Raw genomic sequence first — 15,475 nt, forward strand, 5'->3', positions numbered from 1 at the left:
GGATCGTGAAAAGGTGAAAAGGAAAAAAGGTTAAAAGGTAGGAGAATGGTGAAAAGGAAAAAAGGTTAGAAGGTTAAAAGGTAAGAGCGCTAATTCGAAGAGCGTCGTACCTTTTTACTTTTTTTCCTATTCACCCCGCTCCGGCGAATCTTCGACTTTTCACGATCCTATTCCTACCCCTCCGGTGCAAAATATTTTGACTCGCACTGATCGACAACATCATGTATATTGATTAAATCAGAATGAGGGAAGGGGATATTCCACTCATTCATTCTTAGTAGTCAGGGAGTAGTTATGGATCACCAATTTGAATGGTCGCATCGCCGATTGGATGCATGGAAAATCGCCATGGACCTTGCGGTCAAGGTCTCAGAAGAATTGAGAAAATTCCCACCTTACGAATTGTATGGGCTCTGTGCACAGCTTCGGGATGCGTCCGTATCGGTCCCGACAAATATCGCGGAGGGTGCGGCAAGGCCGTCGAAACGTGAGTATTATCGTTTCCTTGGAATCTCGAGAGCTTCACTGAGTGAAATGGATACCGAATTAGAACTGGCAAAGCGGCTCGGATATATCTCGACAGATTCCGAAGTGTTTCCGCTGCTCACCAGAGCATCATATTTGCTGGACGGGCTTATGAAACACGTTAAGTCCAAGATCGAGCATCCCAGGGCAGGCAAAAGGTAACAACGAGATCAAATCCCCTTCCCTCAAATCTATTACCTTTTCCCATCAGCTCAGACCACACGTGCCGATTCTTTCGCTCCAAGAACATACATATTAATTGGAACCAGCCTCTTACCTTTTTTCCTTTTCACCTTTTCACCCTTTCACGATCCTCCCCTCAATACCCCAGCTTCTCCAGAAACTCATTGGTCACCCCGCCGCTCTTCCCCTGGGAAACATAGCTCAGCACGTACTTCCCTATCATGTCGAGTTCGATGTTCACGTCGCTGCCTTTTGCAAGCGAGGCGAAGAGCGTGTTGCTCCAAGTGTGCGGAATGACGGAAACGCGGAAGGATGATGTGGATTTTTCAGCGACGGTGAGGCTCACTCCGTCGATGCAGATGCTGCCCTGGGGAATGATGTTGGCAGCTGCCTGCGGCGGGAAGCCTATTTCCACCATCCAGCTCTCCTGCCGGCGTTCGACGGAGAGAATGCGCGAGGTGAAATCCACATGTCCCTGCACGAAATGTCCGCCGAGTTTGCCGCCGACGCGCAAGGCACGCTCAAGATTCACTCTCCAACCACTCCTGAATGACCCGATGGTGGTCTTTTTCACCGTCTCCTCCACGGCCTCGACCGTGAAGCTGTCCTTCGAAAAAGAGATGACGGTGAGACAGGCGCCGTTGACGGCGATGCTGTCCCCCGTCGCCAGATCGCGCAACGCCACAGAAGCGGCGATTTCGAGACTGCGTCCCTTGCCCAAGGGTGATACCGTACGCACGAGTCCGATTTCCTCAATAATGCCCGTGAACATGTGCCGCTACCCCTTTCTGTTTCTGAGAACGGTGTATGTATCTCCCCCGATCAGTTGCACATGCTCCACACCATAGCGATGCGCGCCGGACAGATGCAGCGGACGGAGGGCGGAAAAGGCGCCGATGCCCTGCCCCAGCACGATGGGGGCCGTGAATACGTCGATGCGATCCGCCAATCCCGCATGGACGAAGGCGGAGAACACCTCCGCGCCGCCCTCGACAAGTATCGAGCGTACGCCGGCGTCCGTGTACAGCGCTTTCAACGCGGCGGACAGCGAGGCGTATTCCATCGGATCGGTCGAGACTTCAAGGACGGCGACACCTCGAGCACGGATCTTCGCGACTTCCTCCGCGTGGTGCTTCGCCGCTTTTACGGATGTCACAACGAGTGTGCGGTCAGGTTTGCCATCCGTGAACAACATCGTTGAGCGCGGAAAGCCCCAGGAACGCGTGAGTACCACGCGCAAGGGATCGCGCCCCTGTACATGCCGCACGGTAAGCGAGGGATTGTCTTTGCGCACGGTTCCTGCGCCCACGAGCACGGCATCGTACAGCGAGCGGAGGCGGTGCACTTCGATGCGCGACTCTTCCGAGGTTATCCAGTGTGAGTTCCCTTTCGCGGCGGCAATAAAGCCGTCAAGTGTCTGTGCAATTTTCAGCAGCACAAAAGGACGCTGATGCAGCGTGTTTGCGAGCCAGACCTCGTTGAGGGCTTCGCAGCGCTGTCGCTCCACGTTTTCGGATACCAAGACACCGGCACCCCGCAAGCGTGCCGCCCCGCCGCCGGCGACAGCGGGATTTGGGTCGGGCATGCCGATCACCACCTTCGCGATACCGGCGTCGAGAATCGCTTCGGTGCAGGGGGGCGTTTTTCCGAAATGATTGCAGGGCTCGAGTGTGACGTACATCGTGGCGCCGTGTGCACGCTCGCCCGCGCTGCGCAGGGCTTCCACCTCGGCATGTGGCCCGCCATAGCGCTGATGCCATCCCTTGCCGACGATGCGTCCGCCGGACACGATGAGCGCTCCCACCATGGGATTGGGTTCCACGGCGCCGCGTCCGCGTTCGGCCAGCTCCAGACATTTCCGCATGTACTGCGAGTCTTTTTCGGACATTGCTTCTCCCCTATTTGCGACGGAGGATTTTTTTCACACGCTGCAGATCGGACTCCGCCGTTTTCCCAAGACGCTCATAAATCAACAATGCGGTAGATATTTTCCTGCTGCGGCGATTGCCGGTAAGCGGTACGCGGGTAACGTCCTCGATCATCATGGTCGCCGAGCTGCCGCCGTCGAAATTCAAGGCCTGCCAGGCACCGTAGGCGAGCTGCAACTCAGCCATGGTCTGCAGACTGGCACCCCGCCGCCGCTGTTTACGATTGTAGGGTTCCACGGTTATGAGGATGAGCGAATCACCGCCCTGGGAGATGCCGACGGACGAGCGACCGTAATGTCCCGTCACGAAGCGCTGCTTTTTCAATCCCGCTTCAACCCACTCGATGCTCGGCTTTCCGTCGCGGACGATGCGCGGTACCCCGCCCGTCATTTCCACCACGGGACCCGGAATGGGCGGATCACAGACGGATGACAGCGCGAAGCGGTCGCCCACCATGAGCGAATAAAACAGAGGAAATTGTCCCTTGCCAAAACTGATCACTCCGCCGTTTTCCGGAATGGCGACAAAGCCAGTATCCATGGCGGTGATGCGGCATTGCACCGGCGTGTTGACGCGCGGAGTACCGAGATATTCGAACTGCAGTTTCAGTGTCCCGCTCTCCGGACTGACGCTCCACACCGAGTCCATCAACGCCAGAATCATGGTATCTATCGCGGCTTCTGTTTCGTCCGTCACCACATCGCGTGATGCCTCGCGAATACCCAAAGTGTCTATGAAGGGGACGCTGTTGCCGAAGTACGTCGTGTACAGCACAATCTCGGTGGAATCCGTGCGGCGATTCAATCGGGATATGGGAATGCTTCCGACACGCGTCCGGATGCGCACATCGATGTGAAACGTATCGATATACATTCCCCCGTCTTCGGTAATGGCGAGCGAGGGCCAGTTACGGTATTTGTCCGCAGTCAGCAGTTCACCGTCGCTTACCGTCGGGCCCATGGGATGCAGAGTCCCGGCCTTCCAGAAATTCGCATTCACGCCTGCCAGTACGCGGACAGCCGTGAGCGCGCTGTCGAAACGATGCGCTATGCTGTGCACGCGTTCGAGTCCGGAAATGTGATCGAGGCCCTTGCCAACGCGCACGCCGAGAAAAGGATTGGACAGGTCCACAACCAGCGCGTGGACCGAGAGGCGGCTTTTCGGAATGTAGGTATGCGAATACGTGACGCCCGGAGTCAGTTCGCGTGTACTGTCGGGCTTAGGCCAGGCGCCACCGCCCTTTTGTGCGGATGCGAGCGCCGGAACGAGGGCGATCAGCAGCAGCGTGATGACGGTGCGTCGCGTCATTCCCTCAGCTTTGCTGTTCCATGGCGGATGCGAGACTGACACCGACGAGCGCTCCGGCCGTGCGCGCGATGCCCAGCGGATCCAGATTCAGATCGCGGTGTAATTCTTCCTGTGTCCCGTGATCAACGAAGTCATCCGGCAGACCATGCAAATGCACGGCGGGCCTGTGTTCTGTTTTACTTGCGAAATATTCGGCAACGGCGCTGCCGAAACCGCCGACGATACTGTTGTCTTCCACGGTCAGCAGTATGCGATGCCGCGCGGCGAGTTCGTCCAGAAGCGCGCCGTCAAGGGGCTTGATGAAGCGCATGTTGACCACGGTGGCGCGGACGCCGGAGTGCTCCAGCAGCTCGGCCGCTTTCAGCGAGTGGGCCACCATGTTTCCTACCGCCAGAATGGCGATGTCCTCCCCTTCGCGCAGCACTTCACCCTTTCCGACGGGCACGGACGCGAAAGTCTCGCGCAGAGGTTTCCCTGTAGCGCTGCCGCGGGGATAGCGCAGGGCCACAGGACCTTTCACGTCGTACACGGCGGTGTACAGCATATCGCGCAATTCCTGCTCGTCCGCGGGCGCCATGAGCACCAGCCCCGGCACCATGCGCAGATAGCTGAGATCGTAGGCGCCGTGATGCGTGGGGCCGTCCGCTCCCACAAGACCGCCGCGGTCGAGCGCGAACACCACGTGCAAATCCTGGAGTGCGACGTCATGAATGACCTGATCGATCGCGCGCTGCAGGAAGGTGGAATAGATCGCGACGACGGGCACGTATCCTTCCGTCGCCATGCCCGCCGCGAAGGTCACGCCGTGGGGTTCCGCTATTCCGACATCAAAGTATTTATCAGGAACTTCGCGCTCGAGGATGTCGAGGCCGGTACCGGTGGACATCGCGGCGGTAATACCGACGACGCGGGGATGCTGTCGTACGATCTCCACCAGCGCATTGCCGAAAATGGTCGTATAGGCGGGTTTGGTGTCCGCTTTTTTCGGGGCCTTACCGGTGATTTTGTCGAACGGCGTCACACCATGCAGATGCATGTCGTCCGCTTCGGCGGGCGCGTAGCCCTTGCCTTTTTGCGTCACGACATGGACGAGCACGGGGCCGTTCCACTCCTGCACCTCGCGAAACAATTTCACCATGGTCACGACGTTGTGACCGTTGATCGGACCAAAGTAGCGGAAGCCCAGGGCCTCCCACAACACGCCGGGAGTCACCATCGCCTTGATACCGCCTTCAACACGGGAGGCGATTTTGCGGAATCGATCGCCAAGATCGTCGAACTTCCCCGCCAATTCCCACATTTTCGCGCGGAAGCGATTATACGTGGGCGAGGCCACGAGTTCGTTGAAATAATTGGAAATCGCCCAGACGTTCGGCGAAATGGACATGTTGTTGTCGTTGAGCACGACAATCATGTTTTTTTTCAGCAGGCCGCAGTTGTTCATGGCCTCATACGCCATGCCGCCCGTCATCGAGCCGTCGCCGATCACGGCAACCACTTTGTAATCCTCACCCTCGTAATCGCGGGCGGTGGCTATGCCCAGCGCCGCGGAGATGGATGTGGTCGCATGGCCGGCTCCGAACACGTCATAGGGACTCTCTTTGCGCTTGAGAAAGCCGCTCAGGCCCTGATACTGCCGTATGGTGTGGAAACGGTGCTTTCGCCCGGTAATGATTTTGTGCGGATAGGCCTGATGCCCCACGTCCCAGATGACCTTGTCCTCGGGAGTATTGAATGCGTAATGCAGGGCGACGGCGAGTTCCACAGTCCCGAGACCGGCACCGAGGTGCCCGCCGGTTTTTGCCACCGAGTCGATGAGAAAGTCACGTATCTCCTGACAGAGGGGCCGGAGATCGCTGAGTTCCAGGGTGCGCAGGTCGACGGGAGAATCAACCTTGTCAAGAATGGGCGTATGCAAAGGTGTGGTCATGCGGGTCCGGAAAATGATGAATCGTGTTATTCCGCCTCGAAGTCCAGGAGTTCAAACACACCGTCAGCGCGTTTCCGCAGCTCCTTGACCCTGGTTCTGGCTTCCGACAGATCTTTAACACAGGATTCGACGATAAGAATTCCTTCCTCGTACAGTTTCATGCTGTCTTCGAGAGGTGTTTCTTCGGCGTCGAGTTTCTGGACTATGTCCTGTAAACGCTGAAGCGAAGCCTCTATGCCGGTATTTTTTTGCTTACCCATGGCGCTGCACCTCCGTAACTGCCGCCTGAATATGTCCGTCGCGCAGGGTGATGCCGACGATATCGGCGGCGTGCAATTGCGCGACGGAAGTGATGCGCCGTCCGTCTCTTTCCAGTAATACAGCACCTCGTCGAAACAGGCGCTCCGGATCGTGTGCGGCGAGACGTTCGCGCTGCAGCTCCGCTGCATGACTGCGGCGCTCTATCACACGGTCCATGCCGCGATGCAATTGCGCTCCGCGTTCGTCCGTCAGTTGCCGCAAGGTGCGGAGTCGCCCGTCGAGACGCGTCAGGGCGCGGTCCGCCAACGCACTGCGAAACTCGTCCGCGCGACGCCGCAACAGAGAATCTACGAATTTCCCGGCAGTGATGGTAGTTTCTTTCAGCCAGGACAGGATGTCGTCGAGAGCGGGCACCACGAGCTCTCCGGCGACGCTTGGTGTGGCGGCGCGGAGATCCGCGACGTGATCAGCAATGGTCACGTCAATTTCATGTCCCACGGCACTGACGACAGGAATTACCGACGCGGCGATGGCGCGCGCCACGATTTCTTCATTAAAGGCCCACAGATCCTCTATGGAGCCTCCCCCGCGACCGGTAATGATCACATCGATTTCGCCGTAGTCGTTGCAAAGCTGCAAACCCCGCACGATTTGCTCGGCCGCTCCGGCACCCTGCACCTGCACGGGTACCATGAGCAATTGCACGGCGGGATTCCGGCGGGAAATGACGCTGATCAGATCGCGTACCGCGGCTCCGGTGGGCGATGTCACAAGCGCCACGACGGATGGATATGCGGGCAGTTCGCGCTTGCGCGCCTCGTCGAACAATCCCTCGGCGTGCAGTTCGCGCTTGAGTTTTTCGAAGGCGAGCTGCAGGGCTCCCTCGCCGCGCGGCTGCATATCCGTGACCACGAGCTGATACTGACCGCGCGGCTCGTACACCGAAAGCCGTCCCCTGCACACCACTTCCATGCCGTTCTGTGGCCGGAAGAATGTATTCATAGCGTTGCCACGGAACATGACGCCCGATATCTGGGCGCCGCTGTCTTTCAACGTAAAGTACCAGTGACCGGAGCTGTGTCGGACGAAATTGGAAATCTCGCCGTTGACGGAAACGACTCCGAAGCTCCCTTCGAGAGTATCTTTGATGAGGCGTGTGAGTACGCTGACGCTAAAAATCTGTTTCTGGTCCACCGTGCTTCCCAATAGTGCAACTTCTAAATGTAGCATTTCGCGGTGGTCTGAGGCAATGCACAAAAACGTGGGTGAATGGCGTGCTGCATCGCCGCTGTGGTTCAAGTGGACCGACGGGCGCGGAGCGCGTAGCTCCAGCTTCCCAAAACAGTACGTATCACTCGTTTAACGTATAACGTTTTACGTTTAACCTCCCTGTAACTTTTCGGTGTCTCATGTGTTATTCTTGTACCAGCGATACTTTGTCCCCTATCCATTTAATGTCCTGTCACCCGATCGCGGAAGCGGAGATATTTTTTTTTGCGCGGGGGAATTTTTTACGGTTTCAAGTGTCACCCATTGTGAATTGATAACGATGCGCGACCGATACACGGCCGAAACGACGGTTCTCAACAACACAAGGAGGTTTGCATGATGAAAGGTGTTTTTCTCTTCACGGCCCGCACACGGGGGCGGCCAAGGGCGCCGCGCTCGAATCGTGCGGCGATAACGCTGTTGCCTGTGGCGCTGCTGCTTCAGTTTGTCTTGCTGACGCCGGTTTGCGCCCAGGATGCGCGGGCGCCCGCCCTGCTCGCGAAATCCCCCGCCGAAATGGGCGTTATGTACAACGAGTTCGACACGATAGCCACCGTGATACCGAAGATACATACAGGGCTGGGGTGGTTTACCGCTGAGCTTGGGGATCTGAATGGCGACGGTTTCGACGACTATGCCGTGACCTCGTCGCTCGACACAACGTTCCTCTTCTACGGTGGTGTTCCCTTGCCCGTCGAGCCGCGGTATTTCGTGCTCGGCGGTTCGGGTGGTGTGGCCGCCGGTGATTTCAACGGCGATGGATACGTGGATTTGGCGACGACGGTTCGAGCCAATAATGTGACGGGTAATCCCGACCCGGAGCGGAGAGGATTTATACGTGTGTACTACAACACACGAAGCGATCCACCTTTTCGCGGTTCGGATCCTGATCAAATATTGCGGGCACCCGAGGGTAAAGTCGAGTTATGGGGTACTCCATTGGCGGGAGGGGACGTTTGGTATCCGGGCATCAAGGTTTGCGATTTCAACGGCGATGGCGTCCCGGATCTCCTGACGCACGCAACGCGAAAGGACTCCACGCTTGTATCAAATGGATACAAGTTCTACCAGGTATTCTTCGGTGGAGATTCGCTCCCAACCACGCCAAATCTGGAAATTCGCCCTCCGGTACGGGGTGACGGTATCAGTCATAACTACGACTATCGCTATCATGTCGGCGATCTCAACGGCGACGGCTGCACTGACATAATGATTCGCAGTCTGTACTACGACAACCATCCTCAGGGTGCACACTCGCCGTTGGATGTCTACCTGGGTAATTCCGCAGGGCGGGTCGAGGCTCCTTCATTCTCCATGGAATACGGGTTCTGGAAACAGAATGACCGCTTCGGAGTTGCGGATCTGAACAACGATGGCTGCGACGAGGTGATCGGCGCCTACTCGGTAACGTATGGAAATGCTCCCTACTGCCAAGGACGCCCGGACATTTCGAGCATTCAGGCCGACGATTCGCTGCGCAATCCGTTGCCGAGCGTGCTTGTTGGTTCACAAATGGTTTGTCCGGTCGGTGACGTCAACGGCGACGGTACGCGCGATGTGCTCGTCAGTTGGGTGCCGGAGCTGTTCCGAATGACGTCGGTGTATTTCCTCTATGCCAACCGGAGCGGTGCGGTTAACAAAACTGCGTATGGATCTTTCGGAGTGGATCTAGACCTCGATAATCTCGAGTGGGGCGCATGGCCGGTCGGTGACGTCAACGGTGACGGTTATGACGACGTCATCCTCTTGGGACTACCATCGGATACTCCCGGGAACAGATCGATCCGTTTCCGCATCTACGGCGGGAACAGCAAACTTGTCACCGTTGCTGACATACCGCGGCTTCCGGAGAGCATGCGGTTGAGCGCATACCCGAATCCTGTGCATGCCGGGCAGAGCGTGCAACTGCTCCTGCACAGCGATGCCGCGCTGTCGGGAGATGTACTCCTTTTCGATGCGCTCGGCCGCGAACTGCGGCGCATGTCCGTAAACGTCGAGGCGCGATCGAACTCCTGGCCGCTCGCTCTCGATGGTCTCCTGCCTGGCATGTACAGCATAGTCTTCCGTTCCGCGACACGCACTTCACATACATCGCTTCTTGTGCTCTGACCCGTCATTCACAATCAACAGGAGAAAGGTGATGCGTATTTGCAGCGTTCTTTTCCTCGCCCTGCTGGCGACGAGTACGCTCCACTGCCAGACGCTCGACAAATTCTATATCGGCGCATTCTGGGTGGGCGGCAATGCCACCGATACCGTACGGCAACCGAATCCCGGTTCGGTGGCAACCTACAATGAAGCTACCAACTTACCCTCCGACCTCCCGCAAGGCAGATTCGACGAACTACAGGATCTTGGCCTCAATCTCGCGGGCATCGAGCTTCATTATAATTCCATCGTCCGTAGCGACGAAAACGGACAGCGCAACGTGCTCCGTGATATAACCGACGATCTGGTCGCAAACTACAGTACGGCCTTTGAAACCGACATCGATGTGTGCATCTTCGACTGGGGGATACACACGGCCAGCGAACTCAACCGTGTTATCCTCAATCCGGAATCCACGTGGGATTTCGAGCACCGTACGTTCGATTCAACAAGCCTCGCGGCACTTACTGCCTTCCGTAGTTTCCCATTCAACAACCTTCGAACCGACCGCTCCATCCTCGAACAAACGCAGACCATCAACTGCGTCCGCTTCACGCAACCGGGCGACACGGTCCGGGGCCTGCGCTTCGAGAGGAAACGGGAGCTGACCGCGAGAAAGAACTACTGGGGCGATAACGAATCCCATCACAGCCAGCCTAAAAATCTGATCGCGGGGCTGTATCATCTTTCCGTGGTACTTGCGGATGATGAGGATGAGTTCACTAATCCTCCCAATTCATCGGCGACGGTCCTGACCATCCGCATTTTCTCGACACATCCGGATTCCATAACCAAACGCGTTTCTCGCGATTTTGTCGTGCCGGGCAGCGCATTCTACGACGGTCCCACGCTCCGTGCCGCACCGTTCGAATATCACCTCGCTCAGATCGAGATGCGCATCGACTCGTTCGACGTGCGCACACCGGGGACCTCCGAGGACGCCTGGATGCACAGCGCCCTCACGGTAAACGATCCCGACTCGACAACGAACTGGGAGCGTACGGATGTGCTGGTGGCGGATCGACTCAAGCACTGGAAGGACCTCATCGACAAGGACCTGATGGGTCCTCTTGAGATTGAAGTCTTTGCGAATTCGAACGCCCATTTTCTTGTCGACGCGGTGTGCCTGTCGAGCCCCGCCGCCTACGGACTTTTCGCCTCGGGCGATAGTCATGCGGGTGTACATTCCGGCATGCATACGGATTTCATGACCCGCCTCTCCGCCATCGCCAGCGACCGCAACGGCGTGGGCAGCTTCACAACGAGCAGGATACCACTCATGACGGTCCAGGAACAGCGCCCGAGCATCGGCTCATGGCCAAGCGCGCGCGTGGTGGGTGCCGCCCTGGCCGACAGCCTCCCGCATTGCCTCCCCTACTCGGCGCACGGAGCGGAGGTAAGCACCGAGGATATGGGTCCATTGCTGGAATTTCACCGGAACATGGTTTCCGGATTTTACACGTATTCCGTGGACTACGCGTATCCCCGTATGTGTGAAGATCCGGACCCAAGCGCGTACTACGATTCTCTGTATCAGCACTACAGTTTCGCCAAGGCCGGTCGCATGCGTGACAATGTCACCCGCTACCGGAGCTATACCGTGAGCCGCGCTCTGAGAGGCATCCATGCGCCGTGGATTCCGTTTGTGCAAAACCACAGCAATATGTTCGTGCGGGATGCGGACTCTCTCGGAGTTGCGTGGGACAAGGATCCCCTGCGCGAACCCAACGCGGCCGAGCTAAGACTGATGTGCAACATCGCGCTCGCCCACGGAGCGGATGGCATCATGTTCTATCAGTACAATACACATGGAGCGAGGATTATTGATGCCGCAAACGCCTGCTGGCCGCGTCTGCGTCGCGACTGGGTCTTGGACTCAACTCGTCAGATACATACCAACTCGGGTTCAATGGGCTTTCTGGGCGCCAACAACCTGCCGCGCGTGTGCGACACGAACGGTGAAAACAAATGGGATTCTACCAAAACTTATATCGCGGGATTTTTACGTCCCGTGGGCGAGCTCCTGCGGGAGATGACCTGGGAGCGAAGCAAATCCTGGTACTGCGGCGAAGGCGAGGCGCAACTGGTCTCGAAGGTCATCAGTCAGAGACAGGATGCGCTCGATCCCATCGACGGGTCGTCCGAAACGTTCGTGGAAACGGCGGAGTTCAGTGATGCGGGGACGAAGCACCTCCTCGTCATCAACGGCCGGGCGCATCGCGAGGGACAGCGGCATATCACGGTAAAGCTCGCACGACACGAAGTGACCTACGATGAATGGAAAGTGACCAACGTTCAGACAGGTGATATCTGGATCGTTCGGCCCAACGATGCACCCGACAGCACCAGCACGGCGAACGGCTTCACCGAATTTTTCGCCCCCGGCTCGGCGGCGTTGTACCGTCTCGAACCGTTTGCGGACGAGACGCTGGATTTCGATGGCGAATGTCTGTCGGGAAGCATCTTCATCGAACCGGCTGCGATGCTGTATATCAAGCCCTCCGATAACCTGCGCTTCCGGTCGGGACGCGGGCTCTATTGCGATGGTCAGCTCTTCGGTCAGGGAGCCAGCTTCGATGCGTGCGATACTGAAATCACCTGGGAAGGGATTGTCGCTCGAAATAACGGAGAGGTCAACCTCGTCGATGCGCTGATCTCCCGCGGCGGTGTCGTCGCCGGTTCGGGAGGTACGGTGGGGGTCAACAATATACAGGTCAGCGGGACCTCGACCGCCCTCAGGAATTATGGGGGCGTGCTCGAAAGCGAAGGCAGCACGTCTACCGATGTTTTTCACCATCTCTCCGTCGTTGGACCCGGCTCGACCGGGACTCCCAGCACCTGGCTTGTTCGGGACATCGCGACGGGAAACGCTGAGGACAGTTCAACGGCGGTCTTCGTTTCCTTCGGAGATGCCGCCATTGACGAAATCGAAGCGGGAAACTTCTGGAGAAGCATCCGCTGTCTCGATGGACACCTGATCGGTGATGTGGATGGAGCCGAGCCGGTGGATGGATTGAACAATCGGCTTTCATCGGTATCCATCGGACTCGAGGCGGGTTGGAGCGGCAGCATCGATCTTGGCGAAATTAGAATCAGCCCAACGGAATGCGCACGGAACCTGATTGCCATCGACAGCGCGATGGGATATCACGCCATCTGCGAAACCGGATCCACCGTTGCGGCACGTCAAAACTGGTGGGATCCGCTCGATCTGCTTGCCGTACCCGATCCTATTCGTATTCAGGGGACAGTGCTCTACGATTACGTTCGCACGGATCCGTTACCGTTCGCGCCGACATATCGTGAGTCTCTTGCCGGTGGTCGGACCCTGGAGAAATCGATCGCATCCCAACCAACGCCGACATTTTCCGACTCACTCCGCGCAGCGTTCAAACGTCGTGACACCCTCGCACTGCGGTCGTGCGTCACCGCATTCCTGCAATCTCCGGTCGCCGCTGTGGCGGAGTACACGCAGCTTCGCAGGATACACAGCATACTGCGTCAATCCGGCGAAGCGGATCTTGTCGATTCTCTTCTGCTGCTTTGTCTCCGGCGTCCCGATGTGGAGAGCAAGCTCCTTGCGTGCGATATCGCCACCGCCGATAGTCTGTATTCGGAAGCAATACAGATCCTGAACAGCTACAGCTTCATCGCCCGACCCTCACTGCAGACGCGCGCGCTCGTCCGTAAAACACAACTGTATCCCCGCTCCGGCCCCGGAGGGTATGTCTCCGGATTGAGCGCTCTGGATAGCCTGCTCTCACTTGCGGGCATCGATGGCCCGTTGCTGGATTATGCCGGTTGGTATCCCAGACTCTATTCGGGTCTGACGTCTGTGCAACGTCACGCAATCCCGAAGTTGCCCGTACGTTCACTCCTCGACCGCGTCATTCCCTCCAGCATAGTAATGGGACAGAACTATCCCAATCCCTTCTCCGCCGTCACGTCCTTCACCTTCAAACTCCCCGACACCCGCGAAGTGAAGCTCACCGTGCATGACATGCTCGGCCGCGAATTGACGGTGGTCAAACAGGGTATGCTCGATCGCGGCGTCCACTCGGCGGTGCTGCATGCGGAAAGGCTCTCGGCGGGCATGTATTTGTATCGCCTGCAGGCCGGGAGCGAGGTGTTGCAGGGAAGGATGGTTCTTGTAAGGTAAAGGGTAAAGAGACGGTATGTTGAAAATGGATAGCAAACCTCACCGTCGTTGATGCATACATTGCATCACCAACAATATACCAACAGGAGGTTTGCTATGACTCGGAAACTGAAACTTCAACCTATCAAAGAAATGTTTGCCGATCAAGATCTCTACATCGGCATCGACGTACACCTGAAGAGTTGGACCGTTTGTATCCTCACCGCGACACGTGTGTATCGATCATTTAATCAGCCACCGGATCCTTCTGTGCTTATTGATCATTTACATCGACACTTTCCCGGCGCCCGATACCATTGCGTCTATGAAGCCGGATACTTTGGATTTTCGGCGGCACGCGCACTCAACGCCGCCGGTGTCGAGTGCATTGTCGTACACCCCGCGGATGTTCCCCAATCGGATTATGAGCGGCGGAACAAATCGGATCGCATCGACGCCCGGAAACTCGCGCATGAATTGCGCGGCAAACACTTGAAGGCGATCTACATACCCGAGGCGGAGATGGAACAAGACCGTGGGCTTCTGCGGGCGCGCGAGGATGTGGTCACAAAGCAATCGCGCGTCAAGCATCAAATCCGCGCCTATTTGAAGCAGCATGCGGTGCCGTTTCCGTTGAACGAGAGTGGTTCTCCGCGTTCATGGTCTCGCGCGGTGATTGCCAAACTCGCGAAGATCGTTTTGCCCGCACACAGTGGCACACGCACGTTGCAATTCCTTGTTCGGGAGTTGTTGTTCCACCGTGAGCAACTTCTCGAGCTCACCCGCGAGATACGCGCGTTGTCCCGCACCGCGCGCTATGCCGAGAATGTGGAGCTGCTCTGTAGTTGTCCGGGCATTGGTATGGTAACAGCCATGGCGTTATTAACGGAATTGGCGGATATCCGACGCTTCCCCAATGCCGATCGCCTCGCCAAATATATCGGGCTGATACCGGACGAGGAGTCGAGCGGCGATACGAAGAAGACGAAGGGCGTATCGAAGCGGCGGAACGCGCATCTGCGTCACAAATTGATCGAAAGCGCCTGGGTTGCCGCGCGCACCGACCCGGCCCTGATCGCCGTGTACGAAAGGGCATGCCGCCGTATGAAGAAACAACGCGCAATTATTGTCGTCGCGCGGAAATTGTTGAATCGACTCCGCGCGGTGCTGTTACGCAAAGAAAAGTACCAGATGGGCCAGACGGCCATGCTGGCGAGCGAAGACACGTTGGAGCACGCGGCCTAAACACCGCCCGTCTCCGAAGGGCAACGTCCCCAGCTCGTCCGAGTAGACGCATTTTTCTGTGGATCTCAACGCTTACCCTTTACTGCGGCAAACACGACGAATCACCGCACGAGACGCATTTTTCTGTGGATCTCAACGCTTACCCTTTACTGCGGCAAACACGACGAATCACCGCACGAGGTGCACCGAATCGTACGCCTGACCGCTTTTTAGAGACTGCGGATCCACCCATGATAGAACGTAATAACGGATTTGTGGCGTATTGATAACGAGCGTCTCTCTCGGGTACGACCACTCACAAAAGTCTCCGCGTCATGGTCGAGCAACAAACGGACAGTCGTATGCCCACGTTCCACCAAGGAAAGATGGCCCGGTGATCCCCGCTGTCAAGATGGCGGGACACACTTCAGCTTGAAGACCACGGGCCAGCACCGCATCTTGACAGCACGGCTCCACCGAGCCCATGGGCTTCTGGTGGAACATGGGCTAGAGAAGTATGTGCGGACTGACATTTTTTTCTGGTGATGGCTTGCTTTTTCA

Annotated in this window: 10 protein-coding genes; 4 read left to right on the forward strand and 6 right to left on the reverse strand. The window is 57.3% G+C overall.

The features are described from left to right. Positions 1 to 294 precede the first annotated feature (294 nt). The gene (locus M5R41_03850; GenBank protein MCZ7555520.1) at positions 295 to 687 is read left to right on the forward strand and encodes a four helix bundle protein; all 393 of its coding nucleotides are present in this window, start codon (positions 295 to 297) and stop codon (positions 685 to 687) included. Positions 688 to 844: 157 nt separating this feature from the next. Here M5R41_03850 and M5R41_03855 read toward each other — a convergent pair whose 3' ends face one another. From M5R41_03855 to xseA, 6 genes are read right to left on the reverse strand one after another with little or no spacing between them, the layout of a single operon-like run. Then, on the reverse strand, positions 845 to 1,480 hold the full coding sequence (locus M5R41_03855) for a riboflavin synthase (GenBank protein ID MCZ7555521.1): 636 nt from the start codon (positions 1,478 to 1,480) through the stop codon (positions 845 to 847). A 6-nt stretch (positions 1,481 to 1,486) separates the two neighbouring features. Next, positions 1,487 to 2,596 (reverse strand): bifunctional diaminohydroxyphosphoribosylaminopyrimidine deaminase/5-amino-6-(5-phosphoribosylamino)uracil reductase RibD, encoded by a 1,110-nt coding sequence (ribD, locus tag M5R41_03860; GenBank protein ID MCZ7555522.1) that lies wholly within the window; start codon positions 2,594 to 2,596, stop codon positions 1,487 to 1,489. A 10-nt stretch (positions 2,597 to 2,606) separates the two neighbouring features. Next, positions 2,607 to 3,944 carry a phosphodiester glycosidase family protein gene (locus tag M5R41_03865; GenBank protein ID MCZ7555523.1) on the reverse strand — a complete coding sequence of 446 codons (1,338 nt, stop codon included), beginning with the start codon at positions 3,942 to 3,944 and terminating at the stop codon, positions 2,607 to 2,609. A 4-nt stretch (positions 3,945 to 3,948) separates the two neighbouring features. Next, the gene (dxs, locus tag M5R41_03870) at positions 3,949 to 5,874 is read right to left on the reverse strand and encodes a 1-deoxy-D-xylulose-5-phosphate synthase (protein MCZ7555524.1); all 1,926 of its coding nucleotides are present in this window, start codon (positions 5,872 to 5,874) and stop codon (positions 3,949 to 3,951) included. 26 nt (positions 5,875 to 5,900) lie between these two features. Next, a complete protein-coding gene (gene xseB / locus M5R41_03875; protein ID MCZ7555525.1) occupies positions 5,901 to 6,134 on the reverse strand; it encodes an exodeoxyribonuclease VII small subunit in 234 nt (77 codons plus the stop codon). Next, entirely contained in the window at positions 6,127 to 7,365 is a 1,239-nt protein-coding gene (gene xseA, locus M5R41_03880; GenBank protein MCZ7555526.1) for an exodeoxyribonuclease VII large subunit, read from the reverse strand. Before xseA ends, xseB begins: the two co-directional genes overlap by 8 nt. Before the next feature lie 375 nt (positions 7,366 to 7,740). Between xseA and M5R41_03885 the strand changes: the two genes are divergently transcribed. From M5R41_03885 to M5R41_03895, 3 genes are all read left to right on the forward strand, one after another. Beyond that, complete coding sequence (locus M5R41_03885) at positions 7,741 to 9,513, forward strand: T9SS type A sorting domain-containing protein (protein ID MCZ7555527.1); 1,773 nt, start codon at positions 7,741 to 7,743, stop codon at positions 9,511 to 9,513. A gap of 31 nt (positions 9,514 to 9,544) precedes the next feature. Next, on the forward strand, positions 9,545 to 13,711 hold the full coding sequence (locus M5R41_03890; protein ID MCZ7555528.1) for a T9SS type A sorting domain-containing protein: 4,167 nt from the start codon (positions 9,545 to 9,547) through the stop codon (positions 13,709 to 13,711). Positions 13,712 to 13,807: 96 nt separating this feature from the next. Next, positions 13,808 to 14,935: an IS110 family transposase gene (locus M5R41_03895; protein MCZ7555529.1), complete on the forward strand. Its 1,128-nt coding sequence runs from the start codon at positions 13,808 to 13,810 to the stop codon at positions 14,933 to 14,935. Positions 14,936 to 15,475 lie beyond the last annotated feature (540 nt).

This window comes from Bacteroidia bacterium (assembly GCA_027493955.1).
Lineage (GTDB): Bacteria > Bacteroidota > Ignavibacteria > SZUA-365 > SZUA-365 > JAOSJT01.